A 19,642-nucleotide genomic window follows, 5' to 3' on the forward strand; every position below is an offset into this window, starting at 1 on the left:
TCAAGACGACGCCCTCTCACGGCGTAAACCCGGGTTCGATTCCCGGACAGGTCACGATTTAAACCGGTTATCTGAAATTCAGATAGCCGGTTTTTTGTTTCCAGTATCCTGCCGAGCAGGACCTCCTTCGGAAAGCCCGGCCCCCACTCCTGTTCTTTAAAGCTCCTGGACACAAAATGGGATGCTGCCGGAGCCGGAAAAAAGCCCGCTCCACGCTGCATCCCATTTTTAATTTTATCTGCGGCTCCTATTCCACCTCGTCCTCGCTGACCAGCTCGTCGTACTCTGCGGAGTCCAGAAGCTCGTCAAAGGCGTCTGCCACGATCTCATACTCCTCATCGCTGTCAATGTTCTCCAGATCCGGATTTCCATTGATATCTTCCACATAACGGTATAAGTAAACCTCTCCGTCTTCGGCCTCTCTGCCATCCAGGGGAAGAAGGGCGATATACTCTTTCTCTCCAGCCTCAAAAATCGTCAGCACCACGCACTCCAGCTCTGTGCCGTCGTCCAGAGTCAAGGTCACTGTCATCTCTTCATCGTTCTCAGCGTCCGGGTTTACAGGACCGTTCTTTAAATTTTCGTTTGCCATAACCGTTCCTCTCTTTTTTCAAGTGTACCATATTTTTATAAGGTAAATACAGCATATCAGTAAACCCCGTAAAAATCAATACTCAATTCCCTTTCTTGCCAAAATCCCCCGGTCATAGGGGTGTCTGACCTTTTGGATCTCCGACACATAATCAGCGGCTCCGAGGATCCGCTCCGACGGCGATCTGCCGGTCAGTACCACCTCCAGCCCACCGGGCCTGTCCTCCAGAAACTCCAGGACCCGTTCCTCGGGCACCATGCCGTAGGTCATGGCCGCCATGATCTCGTCCAGGATCAGAAGGTCCGCCCCCTCCGCCAGCTCCACGGCTCGGAAAAACTGTTCCAGATTCCACCGGGCTGCCTGCTCTCTGGTCTCCCGGTCCATGGCCGATACGAAGCCGAAGGTCCTTTCACAGGGGATCACCGTGATCCCTGGAATATGGCCCAGTACGGCCACCTCCCCGGAATCGTCGCTTTTTAAAAACCGCACCATCACCACCTTAAGCCCACGTCCGGCGGCCCGGACAGCCATTCCCACAGCCGCGCTGGTCTTTCCCTTTCCGTCTCCGCAGTAAATATGCACCAATGCCATCTGCTGTCCCTTCTCCTTCCATACACTGTCCTGTCCATACGGCTCCTCAGTCCATGCATTCCTTCACGAACCGGGAGATCTCCTGCTTTCTGTGATACCGTTCCTTCACCGCGCAGAGATGGAGCCGCTCCTTCGCCCGGGTCATGGCCACATAAAAGAGACGCCGCTCCTCCTCGATGTCTGCCGGAAGCCCCGCCTTGTGGTGGGGGACGATGCCCTCGTTGGCATCAACGACAAATACGATCCTGTATTCCAGCCCCTTGGAGCTGTGCATGGTGGAGAGGGTCACTCCCTCCGGCCTGCCCGGCTCCTTTGCCTCTCTTCTCTTTTCCTTCAGCGTCTCCTCATACTGGCGGATGTGCTCCTTCCATTGCTCCAGGGTGGAGAAGCCGGCCGCGCTCTCTTCGATCTGGCTGGCAATATCGAAAAATTCCTCTGGACGGATCCGCCGGAATGCGGCAAATTCCTTTAAATAATCATCATAGCCAACAGCCTGGCGGATGTAGTGGATGGCAGGGCCGGGCCTCAGCCGTCCGATGGTCCGCAGATCCCCCTCCAGATCCATGACCCGCTCCTGCATCCAGTCCCGGTCCCGGTAAAAATCCCTGACCTGGTCCAGGGACACCAGGGGCGTTTCAAAGGCGTCCCTGGAAAAATACCGGTTGGGCCGGTTCATGATCCGGAAGAAATCGCTGCGGGCCTGGCTCCCATGGCCCAGCTCCAGATACGCCATCAGATCCTTTGCGATCCAGTGGCCGTAGAGGCTGGGGATCACATCCCGCATGGAAAAGGGGATGTTATATTCCATCAGTTTTTCTGCCAGAAGCCCCGTTCCGTTCCCGGTCCGGAACAGTACGGCCATGTCCTCAAAGGCAAAGCCCGCCTGGGCGTACTGGCGGATCCGCCTGGCCGTTCCCTCGGCCTCTGCCAGAGGATTTTCATACACGGATACATCCACGGGGCGTCCGGAGCCATGGACCGGAACCAGTTCCTTTTTAAAACGGACCTGGTTCCGGGATATGAGCTTTAAGGAGGTCTCCACGATCTCCCTGGAGGAACGGTAGTTTTCCGCCAGGAGCACGCGGCGGGCCCCCGGATAGTCCTTTTCAAAGCCCAGCATGATCTCCGGCTTCGCTCCCCGGAACCGGTAAATGGACTGGTCGTCATCTCCCACGATGAAAAGATTATTTTCCGGCAGAGCCAGCATCTTCACGATCTCATACTGGATCTGGTTGATATCCTGAAATTCATCCACTAAAATATACCGGAATTTCCTCTGGCAGGCAGAAAGGATATCCTTTCTCTGGGAAAACAGCTCATAGCACATGACCAGCATATCGTCGAAATCCAGCTTTCCCCTGGCCCGCAGCATATCCTCATAGCCGGTGTACAGCCGTTTGAACCATTCCTCCGGACAGTTCTGGGAATAGTAGCAGGAAAGGTCCATCTGGCTTCCCTTTACATAGCTGATCTCGTTGATCACGGCGGAGATGAACTCGCCCTCATCCTCCACCTCCAGTTCGGAATTTTCGAGAAATTCCCTGAAATACTGGCGTTTTTCCTCCTCCCCCAGGACACAGCCCGCCGGAAACCGGTACGCCAGCTTAAGGATCCTGTAAAAAACAGAGTGGAAGGTACCAAAGGTCACCCTTCCACTTTCTGTATCGTTTTCTCTGACCGCCGGTCTCAGGGAATAGAACCGTTCCTCCATCTCCCTGGCCGACGCCTTTGTAAAAGTGATCACAAGGATCTCTGACGGGCGGACTCCCGACTCCAGGAGTCCTGCGATCCTGTGAGTGATCACCGTGGTCTTTCCGGACCCCGGCCCCGCCAGGACCATCATGGGCCCCGTCTTATGAGACAGGGCCGTTTTCTGCGCTTCGTTAAATTTCATCATTTACCTGCTGAAAGCAACTTTCTCTTTTCCTGTCCTACGCCTCCAGAAGTGCGATCCCCTTCCTGATCCGCTCCAGGGACTCCTCTTTTCCAAGTACCTCCATGATCTCAGTGGCTCCTGCCGGGGTCATCTGCTTTCCGGAAACCGCCGTGCGGATGGGCCACATCACGAAGCCGGTCTTTACGCCCTTTTCCGCCACATAGGCGGCCAGGGTCTCATAAAGAGCATCGTTGGAATAATCCTCCTGGGCCTCCAACAGCGGAAGCACCTCCTTTAAGGTCTCCAGGGAGGTCTCCTTTGTGGTCTTCATCTTTTTATGAACATACATCTCCGGATCATACTCCGGAAGCGTCTCAAAGAAATCCACCTGGGCCGCAATGTCCGGGAATACCTCGATCCTGGTCTTTACCATGGCGGCGATCTTCTTAAGATCCAGGGGCTTTGTGATGGCGGCCTTTAAATAAGGCTCCGCCTGGGCATAGAAGGGCTCGAAGTCCATCTTCTTTAAATATTCCCCATTCATCCAGCGCAGCTTTGTCATATCAAACACTGCCGGGGATTTGCTCATGTTGTGGTAGTCAAATTCCTTCACCAGCTCCTCCAGGGTAAAGAACTCCTGGTTGCCTGCCGGGGACCAGCCTAAGAGAGCTACGAAGTTTACGATGGCCTCTGTTAAAAAGCCCTGCTCTAAAAGGTCCTCAAAGGAGGAATGACCGCTTCTCTTGCTTAATTTTTTATGCTCCTCGTTGGTGATGGTAGGACAGTGGACGTACACCGGCACCTCCCAGCCGAAGGCCTCGTAAAGACGGTTGTATTTGGGGGAGGAGGACAGATACTCGTTTCCTCTCACCACATGGGTGATCCCCATCAGATGGTCGTCCACCACGTTGGCGAAGTTGTAGGTGGGGTATCCGTCGGATTTAATGAGGACCATATCGTCCAGCTCCGAGTTATCCACACTGATATCGCCGTAAATGTCGTCGTGGAAGGTGGTGGTCCCCTCCTTGGGGTTATTCTGACGGATCACGAAGGGCATTCCGGCCTTCAGATTGGCCTCCACCTCTTCCTTGGAAAGGCCCAGGCAGTGCTTATCATAGGCCATGATCTCCTCTCCGTTGACGTTCTTCTTTAAGGAATCCAGACGCTCCTGGGTACAGAAGCAGTAATAGGCCTCGCCCTTTTCCACCAGCTTTTTCGCGTACTCCATATAGATCCCGGATCTCTGGCGCTCGCTCTGTACATAGGGGCCGTAACCGCCGTCCTTATCCGGTCCCTCATCATGGATCAGTCCCGTTTTTTCCATGGTACGGTAGATGATGTCCACCGCTCCCTCCACGTACCGCTCCTGGTCCGTGTCCTCGATGCGGAGGATGAAATCCCCGCCCTCATGCTTGGCGATCAGATATGTGTAAAGCGCGGTCCTTAAATTTCCCACATGCATCCGGCCTGTGGGGCTCGGCGCAAACCTTGTTCTCACTTTTCCCATTTTTTTCTTCTCCTGTCATTTCCATAGAATTTTAAGGGGCTTTCCCCATGTTTCTCTTTTATGCCGCCATATCCAGCAGATGGCAGGCCAGATTAAAGTATACCATCAGACTCACCGCGTCCACGATGGTGGTGATCATGGGCGACGCCATAATGGCCGGATCCAGCTTTAATACCTTGGCCCCGATGGGCAGGGTACAGCCGATGGTCTTGGCCGCCACCACAGTGGCAAACATACTGATGACCACCGTAACGCAGATCATGGTGTTTCCCGGATACTGGATCATCAGGCGGATAAAGTTCACCACCGCCAGCACAAAGCCCACCATAAAGCCGACCCGGATCTCCTTCCATAAGACCTTTAATACGTCCGACGGCTCGATCTCTCCCAGGGCCATGCCGCGGATCACCATGGTGCTGCTCTGGCTTCCCGAGTTTCCGCCTGTATCCATTAACATCGGGATAAAGCTTACTAACAGCGGCACCGCCGCAAAGGCAGTCTCATATTTTACCAGGATCGCACCAGTGATGGTGCTGGACAGCATCAGGATCAGAAGCCACGGGATCCTGTTTTTTGCAAGCTGGAACACGCTGGTCTTTAAATACGGCTTTTCACTGGGCAGCATGGCGGCCATCTTCTCGAAGTCCTCGGTGGCCTCTTCCTCCATGACCTCCATCACATCGTCTACGGTGATGATCCCCACCAGACGATCCTCGCTGTCCACCACAGGGATACATAAAAGGCCGTATCTGTTCATCATATCCGCCACAGCCTCCTGGTCCTCGGTGGTGGTCACCTTGATCACATGGGTGTCCATAATAGTCTCCAGGCGTGCCTCATAGGCGTTCATCAAAAGCTCCTTGACCGTGACCACGCCCTCCAGATGGCGCTTTTCATCCATCACATAGCAGGTATAAATGGTCTCCGAGTCCACGCCGTGATGACGGATATAGGCAAAGGACTGCTCTACGGTCATGTTCTTTTTCAGGCCCACATACTCGGCCGTCATGATGCTTCCGGCGCTGTTCTCCGGATAATTTAAGAACTGGTTGATGAGCTTTCTCGTATCCGGCGTCGTATTCTTCAGAACGCGGCGCACCACCGTTGCCGGAAGCTCCTCCAGCATATCCACCGCGTCGTCCACATACAGGTCCTCTACGATCTCTGAAAGCTCCTTATCCGTGATGCTGTTGATGATGTGGCTCTGGCTTTCCGCCGGAAGCTCCGCAAATACGTCCGTGGCCAGGGCCTTGGGCAGCATACGGAACACGATCACGGTCTTTTCCGAATCCAGTTCTTCCATAAATGAGGCGATATCCACCTCGTTGATCTCCAGAAGGGCTTCCTTTAACTGCCGGTACTTTTTTTCCTCCGCCAGCCTTAAAAGCTTCTCCTTCTCTTCATTTTCCATAACTTCGTTTGACATCGTTTCTTCCTCCACTCCATATTTTTACCGGCATGGAGGCAAAACGTCCATTAAGAACGGCAATACACATAATGGGACTGCATTATGTCTATTGCCTCAGGTTCCGGGTGGGCGTCTGCCTCTGTCTTGCAACTTCGGCCTTCCATTATGTGCTCACATCCTTTCTTTTCTGGTCTGCCTTTCACATTATAAGTAAATTTTATCCAAATGGCAACCGCTTACGCAGGATTTTCCCAAAAACTTTGTATTCATCCAGCCGTGCGGCAAAGCTCTCCCATCACTTCTGCTCAGGAATGTAAAATTCTGCCTTTCCGCAGTCCTCGCACCGAAGGACCTGCACGTCCAGTGATCCGCTGGCAAGACGGTTCCAGTCACTGAAAAAGAAGGTCTCCTCCCCCAGCTTAAGCTTCATGGATCCCAGATCCAGCATCTCCCCACCGCAGCGGAGACATGTTTTCCCGGTCCGCTTCTGTTCCCGGTCCTCCCTCTCCTTCTCCTGCTTTTCCTCTCTGGTCCTTTCCGCCTGCTCCACAAATTCCCGCAGCTCCTCCCGGGATTCTGCCCGGCCCGTTTCCCAGGCCAGAAGGCCCCGCTCCACATTGGTCATGGGAGAATATTTCTCATAGCATTCCTTACATACGGTCTGGGTCCCATTGCCGCAGTACAGGGATTTTCTCTCCCACCGCCCCAGGGATCTTCCGCAGAAAATACAGATCTTTTCCATATACATGCCTCCTTCCCGCTCTTTTCTTTATCCTATCACACTGGCCGGCTCCTTTCAACTGCGGAGGCAGTCCAGGCGGTTGACTTATGGCGGAATTTGCCGTATAATATCCACAGAAAACGACCATCTGCACAGGTCGTTTTTTTGTCTGGCTGTACCCCGGCCGCCGTCACGGCCCGGGATGCCTTCATACAGACCTTACATAAAATTACGAGAGGAGAACCAAACCATGTCATCTGAAAACAAAATGGGGGTCATGCCCATCAACAAGCTGATCCTGTCCATGTCCATCCCCATGATGCTGTCCATGCTGATCCAGGCCCTTTATAACATTGTAGACAGCATGTTCGTGGCCCAGATCAGCGAAAACGCCCTGACGGCCGTATCCCTGGCCTTCCCGGCCCAGAACCTGATGATCGCCGTAGCCACCGGCACAGGCGTCGGCATCAACGCCACCCTTTCCAGAAGCCTGGGCGAAAAAAACTTCCAGAAGGCCAACCGCATCGCCATCCACGCCCTGTTCCTGGCCTTCATGAGCTTTCTGGCTTTCGCCGTTTTCGGCCTGTTTTTCGCGGAGCACTTTTTCCTGGCCCAGACCAGGGACCCGGAGATCGTGGAGATGGGCACCGCCTACCTCCAGATCTGTACCGTCCTTTCCTTTGGGCTCTTCGGCGAGATCGCCTTTGAGCGGCTCATGCAGTCCACCGGCCGGACCTTTTACTCTATGATCATCCAGGGAACGGGAGCGATCTTAAATATCATCCTGGACCCCATTATGATCTTTGGTCTCCTGGGCTTCCCGAAAATGGGGGTAGCCGGAGCGGCCCTGGCCACTGTCACCGGGCAGATCATTGCCCTGATCCTGGGCTTTGTCCTGAATACCACCAGAAACCACGAGATCCATCTGGCCTTTAAGGGCTTCCGGCCGGAAAAGGAGATCATCGGCCATATTTATGCCGTGGGCATCCCGTCCATCATCATGGCCTCCATCGGCAGCGTCATGACCTTTGGCATGAATAAGATCCTCATTGCCTTCACCTCCACGGCCACCGCCGTATTCGGAGTGTACTTTAAGCTCCAGAGCTTCGTGTTCATGCCCGTATTCGGCTTAAACAACGGTACTGTGCCCATCATTGCCTATAACTTCGGTGCCGGAAGACCGGACCGGATCGTGAAGACTTTGAAGCTGTCCATCGCCTACGCCGTTTCCATTATGATCGCGGGGCTGCTGCTGTTCAACCTGGCTGCTGAGAATCTTCTAATGATCTTCAATGCCTCTGACTCCATGCTGGAGATCGGCGTGCCGGCCCTTAAGATCATCTCCCTGAGCTTTATCTTAGCCGGCTTCGGCATCGCCTGCTCCTCCCTGTTCCAGGCCATGGGCCACGGCATGCTGAGCCTGTGGGTGTCTGTTTTAAGACAGCTGGTGATCCTCCTTCCCGCGGCCTTTCTTTTCGCAAAGACCCTGGGGCTTTCCTACGTATGGTTCGCCTTCCCCCTGGCAGAGGTTTTTTCCGCCGGGATCAGCGCCGTATTCCTGCGCCATGTTTACAAAAAGGAGATCCTTCCTCTGAAACAGTCCTTCAGCCGGGAGAAATAAGATACAAAAGAAAAAAGCTGCCTTCCGGGACCATGATCTATGGTCACCGGAAGGCAGCTTTTTCGTTTTATTTTTCCTCAAAGGGATATCCCAGACGTTTAAACACCATATCATAGCCGTCGTTCCCATAATTTAAGGACCGGTTCACCCGGCTGATGGTGGCGGTGGAAGCGCCGGTGCGCTCCGCGATATCCAGATACGTTTTCTTTTCCCGGAGCATCTTGGCGACCTCATACCTCTGGGACAGGGACAGCAGTTCATTGACCGTACACACGTCCTCAAAAAACGCGTAGCACTCCTCCGGAGACTTTAAGGTCAGCACCGCTTCAAAAAGATGGTCCACAGCTTCCGTTTTTATCTTTTTATTCATGTTCAGACTCCCCTTTGTGAGACATATTTTTTCCATTATCCGATGGTTTCCCAGCAGCTTCCCTGCCCGATACACAAGTAACATTTTAACACATTAAAGTTTTTAAGTCCAGTCATTTACAAAATATATTTATAAAAACCGCTGTTCTCCCCCCCTACGTCAGCAAGAACTGCTCCACCACCATTGCAACTCCGTCGTCGTTGTTGGAGGCAGTGATATGATCCGCCGCCTTCCGGACCGGCAGCACTGCGTTTTCCATGGCCACCCCCAGGCCTGCATACCGGATCATGGAAAGATCGTTATAGCCGTCACCGCAGGCGATCATCTGCTCCCGGGACAGTCCCGACACCTCCAGAAGCCGCTCCAGGCTCTGGGCCTTATCGATGCCCCTGGGAAGGATCTCCAGGAAAAACGGCTCTGACCGGTAAACGCTGAAATTTTTTCCCAGGGCCGCCTTCACCCTGGGCTCCACCATGGCCAGATAATCCCCATCATCCATCATCAGGAACTTGGGAACTGGAAAATCCACATAGGACGCCAGATCTGCCTTCTCCACCACCTCCATGGAGTTGATGCGGCTCTCCAGCTTTCCATAGGGGCATTCTGCGTTATTGGTGATGATGCGGCTGTCCTCATATGTCAAAATATCCACCCGGTGCTCCTCTGCCAGACCGATGATGGTCCGGTTGGACTCCACCGGCAGCTCCCGGGAAAATACCACCTCCCCGGTGGTGCAGTTCATGATCCGTCCGCCGTTATAGGACAGGATAAAGCCGCCGTAGGCTTTCAGATCCAGCTCCTCCGCCAGGGGCATGACCCCCTGGGTCGGCCTCCCGGAGGCCAGCACCACCTTTTTCCCCCTGGCCTGGGCCTCCATCAGGGCCTTTTTCGTCCGGGGCGTGATCACCTTATCCCGGTTCGTCAGCGTGCCGTCCAGATCCAGCACGATGATCTCATATTGGTTCTGCTTCATTTCTAAACTCCTTGGTCATTTTCTGTTTCTTCCAGACAGATCTCCCGGATCCTCTTTCTCAGGGGCAGAAGGAAGGAAGGCGACACCGACAGCTCCCGGATCCCCATTTTCAGAAAGACTTCCGTAAGGGAAGGATCCGCTGCCAGTTCTCCGCAGATCCCGGCCCGGATCCCGGCTTTTTGGGCGTTTTCCGCCACGTATGCAATGAGCCTCAGGACCGCCGGATGTCGGGGATCGTAAAAATCATCCAGCCGGTCATTCTGCCGGTCCGCCGCCAGGGTGTACTGGGTCAGATCGTTGGTGCCGATGCTGAAAAAATCCACCTTTTCCGCCAGCTCTCCGCTTAAAATGGCAGCCGCCGGAGTCTCGATCATAATGCCCAGGTCCACATGGCCCATGGGGATCCCTTCCCGTTCCAGCTCCTCCCGGACCTGGAACGCCATGGCTTTGGCCTCCTCCACCTCCCAGAGGGAGGCCACCATGGGAAACATCACCGAGACCTTCCCATAGGCGCTGGCCCGGTAGATGGCCCGCAGCTGGGTGCGGAAGATCTCCGGCCGCTTCAGGCAGATCCGCAGGGCCCTGAAGCCCATGGCCGGATTGGCCTCTTTTTCTATGCCAAAATAGTCTGCTGTCTTATCTGCCCCAATGTCCAGGGTGCGGATGACCACCTCTCTTCCGCCCATGCGCTCTGCTGTCTGGCGGTAGGCAGAAAACAGCTCGTCCTCTGTGGGGTACGTCTCCTTTTCCAGATATAGAAATTCACTCCGGAACAGGCCCACGCCTGCGCCCCTGGATCCCAGGACCGCCTCCACATCCTCCGGACCTCCGATATTGGCGTAAAGCTCCACCCGGGTCCCGTCCCGGGTCACATCCGGCAGGTCCCGGATCTCCAGCAGAAGCCTTGCCGCTTCCTCCTGGCGGGCCTTTTTTTCCTTCAGCCTTTCAAGGGTCTCCGGATCCGGATCCACATAGAGGATCCCCTCCTCCCCGTCGATGGCCGCCAGTCTTCCGTCCCATTCCCGGGCCACAGGAACCGACACCAGGGCCGGGATCTCCATGGTCCTTGCCAGAATGGCTGTGTGGGAATTGGCAGAGCCCTGCTCGGTCACAAAGCCCAGGATCTTTTTCTTATCCAGAAGAACGGTCTCGCTGGGAGCCAGGTCCCTGGCTGCAAGGATCACCGGCTCTGAAAGGGCCGGTCCCCTTCCGCACCGTCCGCCGCCCTTTTCCTCTTCCTCCAGGATCCGCAGGAGACGATCCGACACATCCCGGATATCCGCAGCCCTGGCCCTCAGATACTCGTCCTCCATCTCCAGGAACAGACGGCAGAGCTCGTCCCCCACCGTTTCCACTGCAAAGGCAGCGTTGACCCTCTCTCCTGTGATCGCCCTGGTCACAGAATTTCTGTATTCCTCATCCTTAAGAAGCATCCGGTGGCCCATGAACACCGCAGCGCTGTCTGCTCCTGCCTCTCCCAGAGCCCTCTCATACAGGGCTTCCAGCTCCTTTTCCGCCTGCTCCAGGGCCCGCTCATAGCGCGAAAGCTCCCTCTCTGTGTCCTCCACCTGCCGCCGGACCACGCTCGGTTCTTCTTTCTCATAGTACTGGAGCCTTCCCACCGCAGTTCTTTTTAAGACTGATCTTCCTCTGACTATTTCCATACTCCGGTTCCTCCATCCTTTTATTCTAAACATATTTCCTCCAGGAATCAACACCTTCCCCCATCTATGCTGAAAAAAGTGATACTCTTCCGGAGGTCTTGACATTTTTGTCTCCAAAACTCATAATATAACCATACATACTCTTACAAAGGAGGACCTTATGAAATATTTAAATCAGCTGGATCATCCAGATATCCCGTATCCCACCGACGCCGCCACCGAGGGCAGCCGCTTCCACGATCTCTCCATTAAGGAGGCGGGCTGCGGCCTCTGCTCCCTGGCTATGATGGTGGACCGTCTCACCACAAAGACCATTTCCTTAAAGCGCCTGATCGCCCTTTCCTTAAAGCATAAGGCCAATCTCCATCCCGGAACGGATATGAAGATCCTGGGGCCCGTGGTGGCGGATCTGTACGATCTGGACTTTTCCACCACCAACAGCGTGAAAAAGGCCATGCAGCACTTAAAGAACGGCGGCAGCGTCATCGCCAACGTGGGCGGAGACCGGGAAGGCTATACCGGAGTATTTTCCCACGGCGGCCATTATGTCCTGCTTTTATCCGCCGGAAAGGACAGCATCTGTGTCCTGGATCCGTCTTTAAAGGAGGGCAAATATGAAGAACCGGGAAGAGAGGGAAAGGTGCGTCTGGACGCTCCCTTTGCCTACTGCTCCCCGGAACTGATGGAAAAGGAAACAGATAACCGGAATCCCGGCTTTTACCTTTTCTCCAGAAAAGAGCCCTGTTAAAGCAGCGGTCACACCTCAGCCATCCTGCGGTGATACCGGATGAAAAGGATGGCCGATAAAAGCGCCGCCGCACAGACCCAGACCGCCCGTTCTGCCAGCACCTGGCAGAGCAGGGCGCTGGCGGCCGCACCGGCCACAAATACCAGGTCGATCCAGTAATACCATAATCCGTGCTTCCTCTGCTCGCCGTTATTTTCAAGAGTTCCCACAGCCAGAAGCTCGGTCCCGCTTCTTAAATTTCCTGTACACATGGTCGTAGCAAAGGCCATGCCGTGCATCTTCCGGAACGCCTCCACCTGCATGGCGCAGGAAAAACCGATCAGACAGTTCACCAGAGAGTTCCACTTCTGGGGCATGAATCCGGCCAGGACCATCACCAGAAGCTCCAGCCACAGGATCCCCTCTTTCCAGTGGACCGTTCCGTTTTCTCCCACCCGCATACGGATCCATTCCGTCAGAAAGATCCCCGCCGCATAGGCGGCCACCGGGATCAGATACCGTCCGGCCATAGCCAGATCTCCCCGGGCCAGGCTGATCCCCATAAGGGCGATATTTCCCGTTTCCGCAGTGGCAAATACCTGGCCCCGCACCAGATAGGAATACGCGTCCAGAAACCCGCCGGAAAACATCAGGATCGAACCCAGGCGTATGGATTCGGATACTTTTTTACTCGTCAGCATGTACTTCTCCTTGAATCCAAAGGCCCCACTGCCGCTGTGCAAAACGCGCAGGAAGGACAGTGAGGCCTTATCTGTACTTTCTTGTTTATTTATCCCGCCATTTGGCGTAAAGCGTCATGGGACCGGTGACCGTATCCTTTGACAGATCCCAGGGGATCGTCAGGTTTTCGTCTGTATACCAGCCCTCAAATACGCTTCCCTCCCGGACGGGCTCCTCCGGCACTGTCACCAGATCGCCGTACATCCGCTTCTGGCTCTCCACCACAGTCCCGCCCCGGGCGTCAAAATCCACCATGTATCCACGGTTGGCATAACCGATCCCAAAACAGATCACCAGGGCTGCCCCCAGGACAATGATGATCCAGTTTAAGGACCGTTCTGAGATCTTCACATATTTATAAAGACCCCGGAATTCTCTCTCCGGCTCCTTGTCCTGTTCCGGAGAGCCTCCGTTTTCTCTCTTATCTTCCATCTCTTACTTACGCACCAGATACTTACGCATATCAATGGCGCAGGCTACCAGGATGATCAGACCCTTGATGATGTAAAGCATGTTGGGGTCAACGGAAAGGAAGTTCAGTCCGGCGAAGATGATCTGCAGCAGCAGAACGCCTACTACGATGCCGCTGATGCGTCCGATACCGCCGACGAAGGATACGCCGCCGATTACGCAGGCCGCGATGGCGTCACACTCATAGTTGAGACCTGTATTGGCGTTGGCAGATGCAATACGGGCGCCGTCGAAGAAACCGGTGATGCCGTACATAACGCCGGCAAGCATGAATACCAGGATGATGGTACGGGCCACGTTTACGCCGGATACATTGGCTGCTTCCTCGTTGGAGCCAACGGCAAACATATTCTTTCCGAAGGTGGTCTTGTTCCAGATCACCCACATAACGGCTGTCAGGATCACTGCATACAGAACGTATCTGGGGATGGCAACGCCGCCGATGGTGAATAAGGTTCCTGTGATCAGGGAACGGTAGCTGTCGGTCAGTCCGCTTAAGGTCTGTCCGTTGTTGACACCGTTCATTAAGTACATAAGGATGATACCGTATGTGATCAGCTGGGTGGACAGGGTCACGATAAAGGGATGCAGTTTAAATTTCGCAACGCTGAAGCCGTTTACGAAGCCAACGGCAGCGCCTACGCCCAACACGATCAGAAGCACCACTGGAATGGGCATCGCGGATGTCATGTTGGGGAATACCTTAAATACAGTGGTCAGTAAGGAAGCGGAGATACACGCTGCCAGACCTACCACACGGCCTGCGGAAATATCCGTACCGGTCAGTACGATACAGCCGCCGATCCCCAGGGCGATGGGCAGTTTTGCCGCCGTCAGGGAAATAATATTTACGATTGAAGAAAGACTGATGAATTTGGGCTGTTTTACTGTAATGAAAATGATCGCAATGGCGATGATGATGTACATCGCATTGTTTAAGATCAGATCCCCAATCTTTCTCTGCTGGTCTTTCTTGGAAAGCGCTTTAAATTCCTGTGCTTTGGATGTTGCTTTATTGTCAGCCACAGTTCATTCCTCCTATCCTTATGCGAATTTCGCAGCGAGAGCCATGATCTCTTCCTGCGTCGTTGTTCTTGCGTCCACCTCACCGGCCAGCTGTCCGCCGGACATGACAAGGATCCGGTCGCAGACGCCCAAAAGCTCCGGCATCTCGGAGGAAACCATCAGCACGGTCTTTCCTTCCTTGGCCAGATTAAGGATCAGCTGGTAAATCTCATATTTCGCGCCCACGTCGATACCGCGGGTGGGCTCGTCCAGAAGGAGCACCTCCGGCTCCGTTAAAAGCCAGCGGGCCAGGATCACCTTCTGCTGGTTTCCGCCGGATAAAGAACGGATCTGGGTCCTCTGGCTGGGCGTCTTGGTGCGCATGGCCTTGATTCCCCATTCCGTGGCTTCGCTCATTTTCTTATCGCTGAGGAACGGACCCACCTTATACCGCTTGAAGCTGGATATGGTAGTGTTGGCCTGGATATCGCGGATCCCGAAAATACCGGTGGCACGTCTCTCCTCGGTCAGCAGGGCAAATTTATTCTTTATGGATTCCCTGGCATTGCGGTTCATCACCCGTTTGCCATGGAGATAAATCTCGCCTTCTTTTCTTGTGGCGATCCCGAAGATATTCTCCAGAAGCTCCGTCCGTCCGGAGCCGTCCAGGCCTGCAATGCCCAGGACTTCTCCCTTTTTCGCAACGAACGATACGTCGCGGAGTTTGGAGTAGGCGGCGGTCAGTCCCTTTACCTCCAACAGAGGCTCTCCCACCACATTATCCTTCTCCGGATACAGGTTTGTAAGCTCTCGGCCTACCATCAGCTTGATGATCTCGTTCATTGTCAGATCCTTCGCCGGCTTTGTGGCGATCCACTGGCCGTCGCGCATGATGGTAACGTCATCCGAGATCCGTAAGATCTCTTTCATCTTATGGGAAATGTAGATGATCCCGCAGCCGCGGTCACGCAGCATATTGATGATCCGGAACAAATGCTCTACCTCTTCCTCAGTCAGGGAGGATGTAGGCTCATCAAATACGATCACCTTGGAATTATAGGAAACCGCCTTGGCGATCTCCACCATCTGTCTCTGGGATACGGGCATGGTGCTCATCACGGTTTTCGGGTCCACGTTCACATCCAGTTCATCGAACAGCTTTTTCGTGGCCTCGTACATTTTGGATTCACTGGTCAGAGGACACCATTTGGAGATCTTCGGGAACCGGCCCAGCCACATGTTATCCATAACATTGCGCTTTAATGCCTGGTTTAACTCCTGGTGCACCATTGCCACTCCATTTTCCAGAGCTTCCTTGGAAGTCTTAAAGCTGACCTCCTTGCCGTCCAGGTAAATATGGCCTGCATCCTTGTTGTAAACGCCGAACAGGCACTTCATAAGAGTGGACTTACCGGCTCCGTTCTCGCCCATAAGAGCATGAACCGTTCCGGCACGGACCGTTAGGGAAACATTATCCAGGGCCTTTACGCCGGGGAATGATTTGCAGATCCCCTCCATGCGCAGCAACACAGGCTGGTTTCCCGATCCAGTGGCATTTGTTGTGTCTTTCATACTCAAATCATCGCCTCCTGATTCTCAAGTATTTCGCTATACGCCGTTTCGTCATACTGGAAACGTCATCTCCGTATGGCGCAGAACAGGACCTTTTTCTGGTCCTGTTCTTTCCCGCGGCAGCCGCCACATGAGCATGCGCACATGTTCATCTGGCCGATGCGCGCGTAAAAAATACGGCCGCACCGAAGTGCGGCCGCATCATCGATGACTTTATTCCTCGCCTGTGTACATAGCGTAAGGAATATTCACACGCCATGTTCCTACTACGTTGGCTGCATCGACACCCTCAAATGTTTCTGCGCTTGTCAGATAGTTTGCTGTGATCTGGGCGATGGTGTTGGCCATACCTTCAGCATCCTGTTTGATGGTACCTGTCATTGTACCGGCTGCGATCGCGTCCTTTGCAGCGTCAGTAGCATCTACGCCGAATACCGGGATCACAGTAGCGCCTTCTTTGTTGTAGCCGGCGTTCTGGAGAGCGGTAACGGATCCGATCGCCATCTCGTCGTTGTTGGCGATAACAAGCTCAACCATGTTGTTGTTTGCTTCGCTGTACTGGGACAGGATCGTCTGCATATACTCGGTAGCTGCTGCTGCGGACCACAGACCGCCCTGGTCAACCAGATATTTGTTTGTGTTGCTTGCGTCATAGAAAGCTAACGGCTTCTTGCCGGCTGCTTCCAGGACCTTGTCCGCATCTTCCTGGCCAAACTGGGTACGTGCGATTGCCTCGGCGTTGCCCTCCTGGCCCTTGAACATTACGTAGGAGATCTGGCCGTCGCCGTTGAGATCTACGGTATCGTAATTCTCAACCAGGTATTCGCCGATCATCTCGCCCTGCATATGGCCGGCCATCTCATAGTCTGTACCTACGAATACAGCCTTGTCGTATGCGGAAACGACTTCCTCGCTTACAGAACGGTTGAAGAAGATCACCGGGATGCTCTGTGCCTTTGCCAGCTCGATGATATTCTTTGCAGCGTCGTCAGAACCGCTGTCCACCAGGTTTACTACCAAAAGAGAGGTTCCTTTTGCGATGGCTGTGGAAACCTGCTCGGTCTGGGTCGTCTGGCTGTTGTTGGAGTCGTAGTCCTGGTACTTGATGCCAGCCTTATCAAGAGCTGCATCCAGAGCGGAACGCACGCTGGAGATATATGTATCGCCGTATGTATAGTATAATACGGAGATCTCTCCTGCGTCTGCTAAATCCTTGGCGGCTTCTGTAACTGCTTCTGTAACTTTTTCTGTCTCTTTTTCGTCTGCTTTTGTTGTCTCTGCTGCTGCGGCTGTTGTCTCTGCCGGTGCTGCTGCGGACTCCTTCTTATCGCCGCCGCCGCATGCTGTCATGCTGGCTACAAGGCCGGCTGCAAGAAGAACGCTTACTAATTTTTTCATTTTGAATTCCTCCTCTTCTTTCGGTTTGTTATATATTAAACAACCATACCGTATTATACCCCATTCCATAGGTTTTGTAAAGGATTACCGATATTTTTTTATATAGCCTTCCATTTTTTGTATAAATCGGCCCAATCCGACAGAATCCGAGGAGAAATCTCTTGTTTTATATCTACAATTTTCCTTATTTACATCTTTTCACCCGGAACTACCGGTACTGCTCCTTCGGGAACCGGGCAGAAATAGCCGCCGTAGCGTTTCATTTTTGCCTCGTATTCATCCCTGGCCGCCTGTAAGACCTCCGGCTTTTCCATCAGATCCACAGCGGCTGCCGCCAGGACCTTGCCGGCCATGAGCATGGCCTTATGGGCAATGGAAGTGCGTCCGCAGGACACGTTCTGCCAGGAATGGCCCGGAGCCTTGGACGGATATGTGGCGGTATTGATCTGTGCCGTAGGAACCAGCCAGCTCACGTCGCCCACATCGGTGGAGCCCATGCGCGGATGCTCCGAATAGAAATACGGGATCAGGAAGTCGTTGATGGCTTTTGTCCCATGCTCCGAGGCTTTATCTACAAATTCGTAAAGCTCCTCGCTGTCCTCTGTAAAATCTCCTGGGAGCTTATTGTCCTTCATCTCCACAGAATCGCAGAGGGCCTGGGCGTAGGCGATCTCTTCCTCTGTATATTCCGGCATCTCCACCTGACTGAAGTTTTCCCAGAGGAGCTTCTCCAGCACCTTATTGGGAACTGTATTGGAGCAGCCGTCAATGAACTTCTTCTCCATGGTGGTATCCGTCATCATGGACGCAGCCAGGGCGATCCGGTCCACACGCTCCTGAAGAGCCAGGGCCTCCTTGGCCCAGATGGAGCGCACCATATAGAGCACCTGTGCCCTGGGCTGCACCACATTGGGTGAATCTCCGCCGGCATCAGTGATGGAATAATGGATCCTGGCCGTATCCGGCATATGCTCCCGCAGGAACTGGACTCCAATGTTCATCAGCTCCACAGCGTCCAGAGCGGAACGGCCCTGCTCCGGAGCTCCCGCCGCGTGGGAGGCAACGCCAGTGAATTTATACTCTGTCTGGATGCAGGTATTGCAGGTACCGGAGGTCACCTGGTTTTCTGTTCCCGGATGCCAGGTGAGGGCCGCGTCGCATTCCTTAAATACGCCGTCCCTGGCCATGAAGGCCTTGGTGGCAGCTCCCTCTTCGCCGGGACAGCCATAGAGGATCACCTTTCCGCTCCCCTCTCCCTTTTCCTCCAGATAGTGCTTGATGGCAAAGGCAGCCGCCATGGATCCGGCTCCCAGAAGATTGTGGCCGCAGCCGTGGCCGTTGCCGTTGGATACCAGCTCTTCACGGCTCTGCTGTCCGGCCACCTGGGAAAGCCCTGTGAGGGCGTCATACTCGGCCAGGATCCCGATCACCGGCTTTCCGGAGCCATAGGACGCACGGAACGCCGTCTCAATGCCGCAGAAGGGGTGCTCCACCTCGAAGCCCTCCTCCTTTAATACCTGGGCGTACAGCTCCCCGGATTTAAATTCCCTCAGGGAAAGCTCCGCAAAATCCCAGATCTTATCGGATGTGTCGATGATCACGTCTGCTTTCTCGTCAATATAGCTTAAAACCTTCTTTTTTTCGTCGGTCATGGTTCTGCCCCTCCTGTTTTCTTCTTAATACAATACCTTGCTTAAAAATTCCTTTGTACGCGGGTTGGACGGATGATTGAACACCTGGTCCGGACTGCCCTTTTCGGCGATGATCCCGCCGTCCATGAAAAATACCCGGTCAGAGACCTCCTTGGCGAATCCCATCTCATGGGTCACGATCACGGTGGTCATTCCCGTCTTTACCAGGCTCTTTATAACCTGGAGCACCTCTCCCACCATCTCCGGGTCCAGGGCCGAGGTGGGCTCGTCAAACAGCATCACATCCGGCTCCATGGCCAGGGCGCGGACGATGGCAAGACGCTGCTTCTGGCCGCCGGAGAGCTTTTTGGGATACTGATCCGCCTTTTCCTGGAGGCCTACCCGGGCCAGCAGCTCCGCTGCCATCTCATCGGCCTCTTTCTGGCTCTTCTTCCCCAGGAGCACCGGAGCCAGGGTCACGTTCTTCCCCACGGTCAGATTGTTGAATACATTAAAATGCTGGAACACCATTCCCATCTTCTGCCGATGGAGGTTGATGTCCACGCTCTTGTCGGTGATGTCGGTGCCCTCAAAATAAATACGGCCGGAGGTGGGCGTTTCCAACAGGTTCAGGCACCGCAGAAAGGTGCTCTTTCCTCCTCCTGACGGGCCGATGATGGAGACCACCTCGCCCTTGGAGATGGTTTCAGACACGCCCTTTAACACCTGAAGGCTTCCAAACGATTTATGCAGATCCTCCACACGGATCAGTTC

Annotated in this window: 18 protein-coding genes; 2 read left to right on the forward strand and 16 right to left on the reverse strand. The window is 54.2% G+C overall.

Annotation, left to right across the window (positions count from 1 at the left end; translation table 11 throughout):
* Positions 1–247 precede the first annotated feature (247 nt).
* The 6 genes from WIH05_RS09595 to WIH05_RS09620 form a co-directional block, all read right to left on the reverse strand.
* A complete protein-coding gene (locus WIH05_RS09595) occupies positions 248–592 on the reverse strand; it encodes a DUF1292 domain-containing protein (RefSeq protein ID WP_022272402.1) in 345 nt (114 codons plus the stop codon).
* 75 nt (positions 593–667) lie between these two features.
* Positions 668–1,183, reverse strand: coding sequence for a cob(I)yrinic acid a,c-diamide adenosyltransferase (locus WIH05_RS09600; RefSeq protein ID WP_022272401.1), 516 nt, complete (start codon positions 1,181–1,183; stop codon positions 668–670).
* A 46-nt stretch (positions 1,184–1,229) separates the two neighbouring features.
* Positions 1,230–3,077, reverse strand: coding sequence for an ATP-dependent helicase (locus WIH05_RS09605; RefSeq protein ID WP_337425315.1), 1,848 nt, complete (start codon positions 3,075–3,077; stop codon positions 1,230–1,232).
* Between the two features lie 37 nt (positions 3,078–3,114).
* On the reverse strand, positions 3,115–4,566 hold the full coding sequence (gene gltX, locus WIH05_RS09610) for a glutamate--tRNA ligase (RefSeq protein WP_022272399.1): 1,452 nt from the start codon (positions 4,564–4,566) through the stop codon (positions 3,115–3,117).
* Positions 4,567–4,624: 58 nt separating this feature from the next.
* The gene (mgtE, locus tag WIH05_RS09615) at positions 4,625–5,992 is read right to left on the reverse strand and encodes a magnesium transporter (protein WP_022272398.1); all 1,368 of its coding nucleotides are present in this window, start codon (positions 5,990–5,992) and stop codon (positions 4,625–4,627) included.
* Positions 5,993–6,269: 277 nt separating this feature from the next.
* Positions 6,270–6,716, reverse strand: a complete 447-nt coding sequence (locus WIH05_RS09620; RefSeq protein ID WP_022272397.1) for a hypothetical protein — start codon at positions 6,714–6,716, stop codon at positions 6,270–6,272.
* A gap of 229 nt (positions 6,717–6,945) precedes the next feature.
* Here WIH05_RS09620 and WIH05_RS09625 point away from each other — a divergent pair, with 229 nt between their 5' ends.
* Positions 6,946–8,316: an MATE family efflux transporter gene (locus WIH05_RS09625; protein WP_022272396.1), complete on the forward strand. Its 1,371-nt coding sequence runs from the start codon at positions 6,946–6,948 to the stop codon at positions 8,314–8,316.
* A 67-nt stretch (positions 8,317–8,383) separates the two neighbouring features.
* Here WIH05_RS09625 and WIH05_RS09630 read toward each other — a convergent pair whose 3' ends face one another.
* The 3 genes from WIH05_RS09630 to ptsP all read right to left on the reverse strand — a co-directional run bounded on the left by WIH05_RS09630 (position 8,384) and on the right by ptsP (position 11,323).
* On the reverse strand, positions 8,384–8,686 hold the full coding sequence (locus WIH05_RS09630; RefSeq protein WP_022272395.1) for a YerC/YecD family TrpR-related protein: 303 nt from the start codon (positions 8,684–8,686) through the stop codon (positions 8,384–8,386).
* Positions 8,687–8,840: 154 nt separating this feature from the next.
* The gene (locus WIH05_RS09635) at positions 8,841–9,659 is read right to left on the reverse strand and encodes a Cof-type HAD-IIB family hydrolase (RefSeq protein ID WP_022272394.1); all 819 of its coding nucleotides are present in this window, start codon (positions 9,657–9,659) and stop codon (positions 8,841–8,843) included.
* Positions 9,660–9,661: 2 nt separating this feature from the next.
* Complete coding sequence (gene ptsP / locus WIH05_RS09640) at positions 9,662–11,323, reverse strand: phosphoenolpyruvate--protein phosphotransferase (RefSeq protein WP_022272393.1); 1,662 nt, start codon at positions 11,321–11,323, stop codon at positions 9,662–9,664.
* 160 nt (positions 11,324–11,483) lie between these two features.
* Here ptsP and WIH05_RS09645 point away from each other — a divergent pair, with 160 nt between their 5' ends.
* Complete coding sequence (locus WIH05_RS09645; protein ID WP_022272392.1) at positions 11,484–12,071, forward strand: C39 family peptidase; 588 nt, start codon at positions 11,484–11,486, stop codon at positions 12,069–12,071.
* An 8-nt stretch (positions 12,072–12,079) separates the two neighbouring features.
* Here WIH05_RS09645 and WIH05_RS09650 read toward each other — a convergent pair whose 3' ends face one another.
* From WIH05_RS09650 to WIH05_RS09680, 7 genes are all read right to left on the reverse strand, one after another.
* On the reverse strand, positions 12,080–12,751 hold the full coding sequence (locus WIH05_RS09650; RefSeq protein ID WP_337425312.1) for a YoaK family protein: 672 nt from the start codon (positions 12,749–12,751) through the stop codon (positions 12,080–12,082).
* An 85-nt stretch (positions 12,752–12,836) separates the two neighbouring features.
* A complete protein-coding gene (locus tag WIH05_RS09655) occupies positions 12,837–13,223 on the reverse strand; it encodes an InlB B-repeat-containing protein (RefSeq protein WP_022272390.1) in 387 nt (128 codons plus the stop codon).
* 3 nt (positions 13,224–13,226) lie between these two features.
* On the reverse strand, positions 13,227–14,288 hold the full coding sequence (locus WIH05_RS09660; RefSeq protein ID WP_022272389.1) for a hypothetical protein: 1,062 nt from the start codon (positions 14,286–14,288) through the stop codon (positions 13,227–13,229).
* An 18-nt stretch (positions 14,289–14,306) separates the two neighbouring features.
* Entirely contained in the window at positions 14,307–15,839 is a 1,533-nt protein-coding gene (locus WIH05_RS09665; RefSeq protein ID WP_215652879.1) for an ATP-binding cassette domain-containing protein, read from the reverse strand.
* A 213-nt stretch (positions 15,840–16,052) separates the two neighbouring features.
* The gene (locus WIH05_RS09670) at positions 16,053–17,237 is read right to left on the reverse strand and encodes a galactose ABC transporter substrate-binding protein (RefSeq protein ID WP_022272387.1); all 1,185 of its coding nucleotides are present in this window, start codon (positions 17,235–17,237) and stop codon (positions 16,053–16,055) included.
* Positions 17,238–17,425: 188 nt separating this feature from the next.
* Positions 17,426–18,889 carry a M20 family metallopeptidase gene (locus WIH05_RS09675; protein ID WP_022272386.1) on the reverse strand — a complete coding sequence of 488 codons (1,464 nt, stop codon included), beginning with the start codon at positions 18,887–18,889 and terminating at the stop codon, positions 17,426–17,428.
* A gap of 24 nt (positions 18,890–18,913) precedes the next feature.
* Positions 18,914–19,639 (reverse strand): amino acid ABC transporter ATP-binding protein, encoded by a 726-nt coding sequence (locus WIH05_RS09680; RefSeq protein ID WP_158358430.1) that lies wholly within the window; start codon positions 19,637–19,639, stop codon positions 18,914–18,916.
* Between the last annotated feature and the right edge of the window lie 3 nt (positions 19,640–19,642).

It is taken from the genome of Alitiscatomonas sp., from assembly GCF_037242085.1.
Lineage (GTDB): Bacteria > Bacillota > Clostridia > Lachnospirales > Lachnospiraceae > Alitiscatomonas > Alitiscatomonas aceti.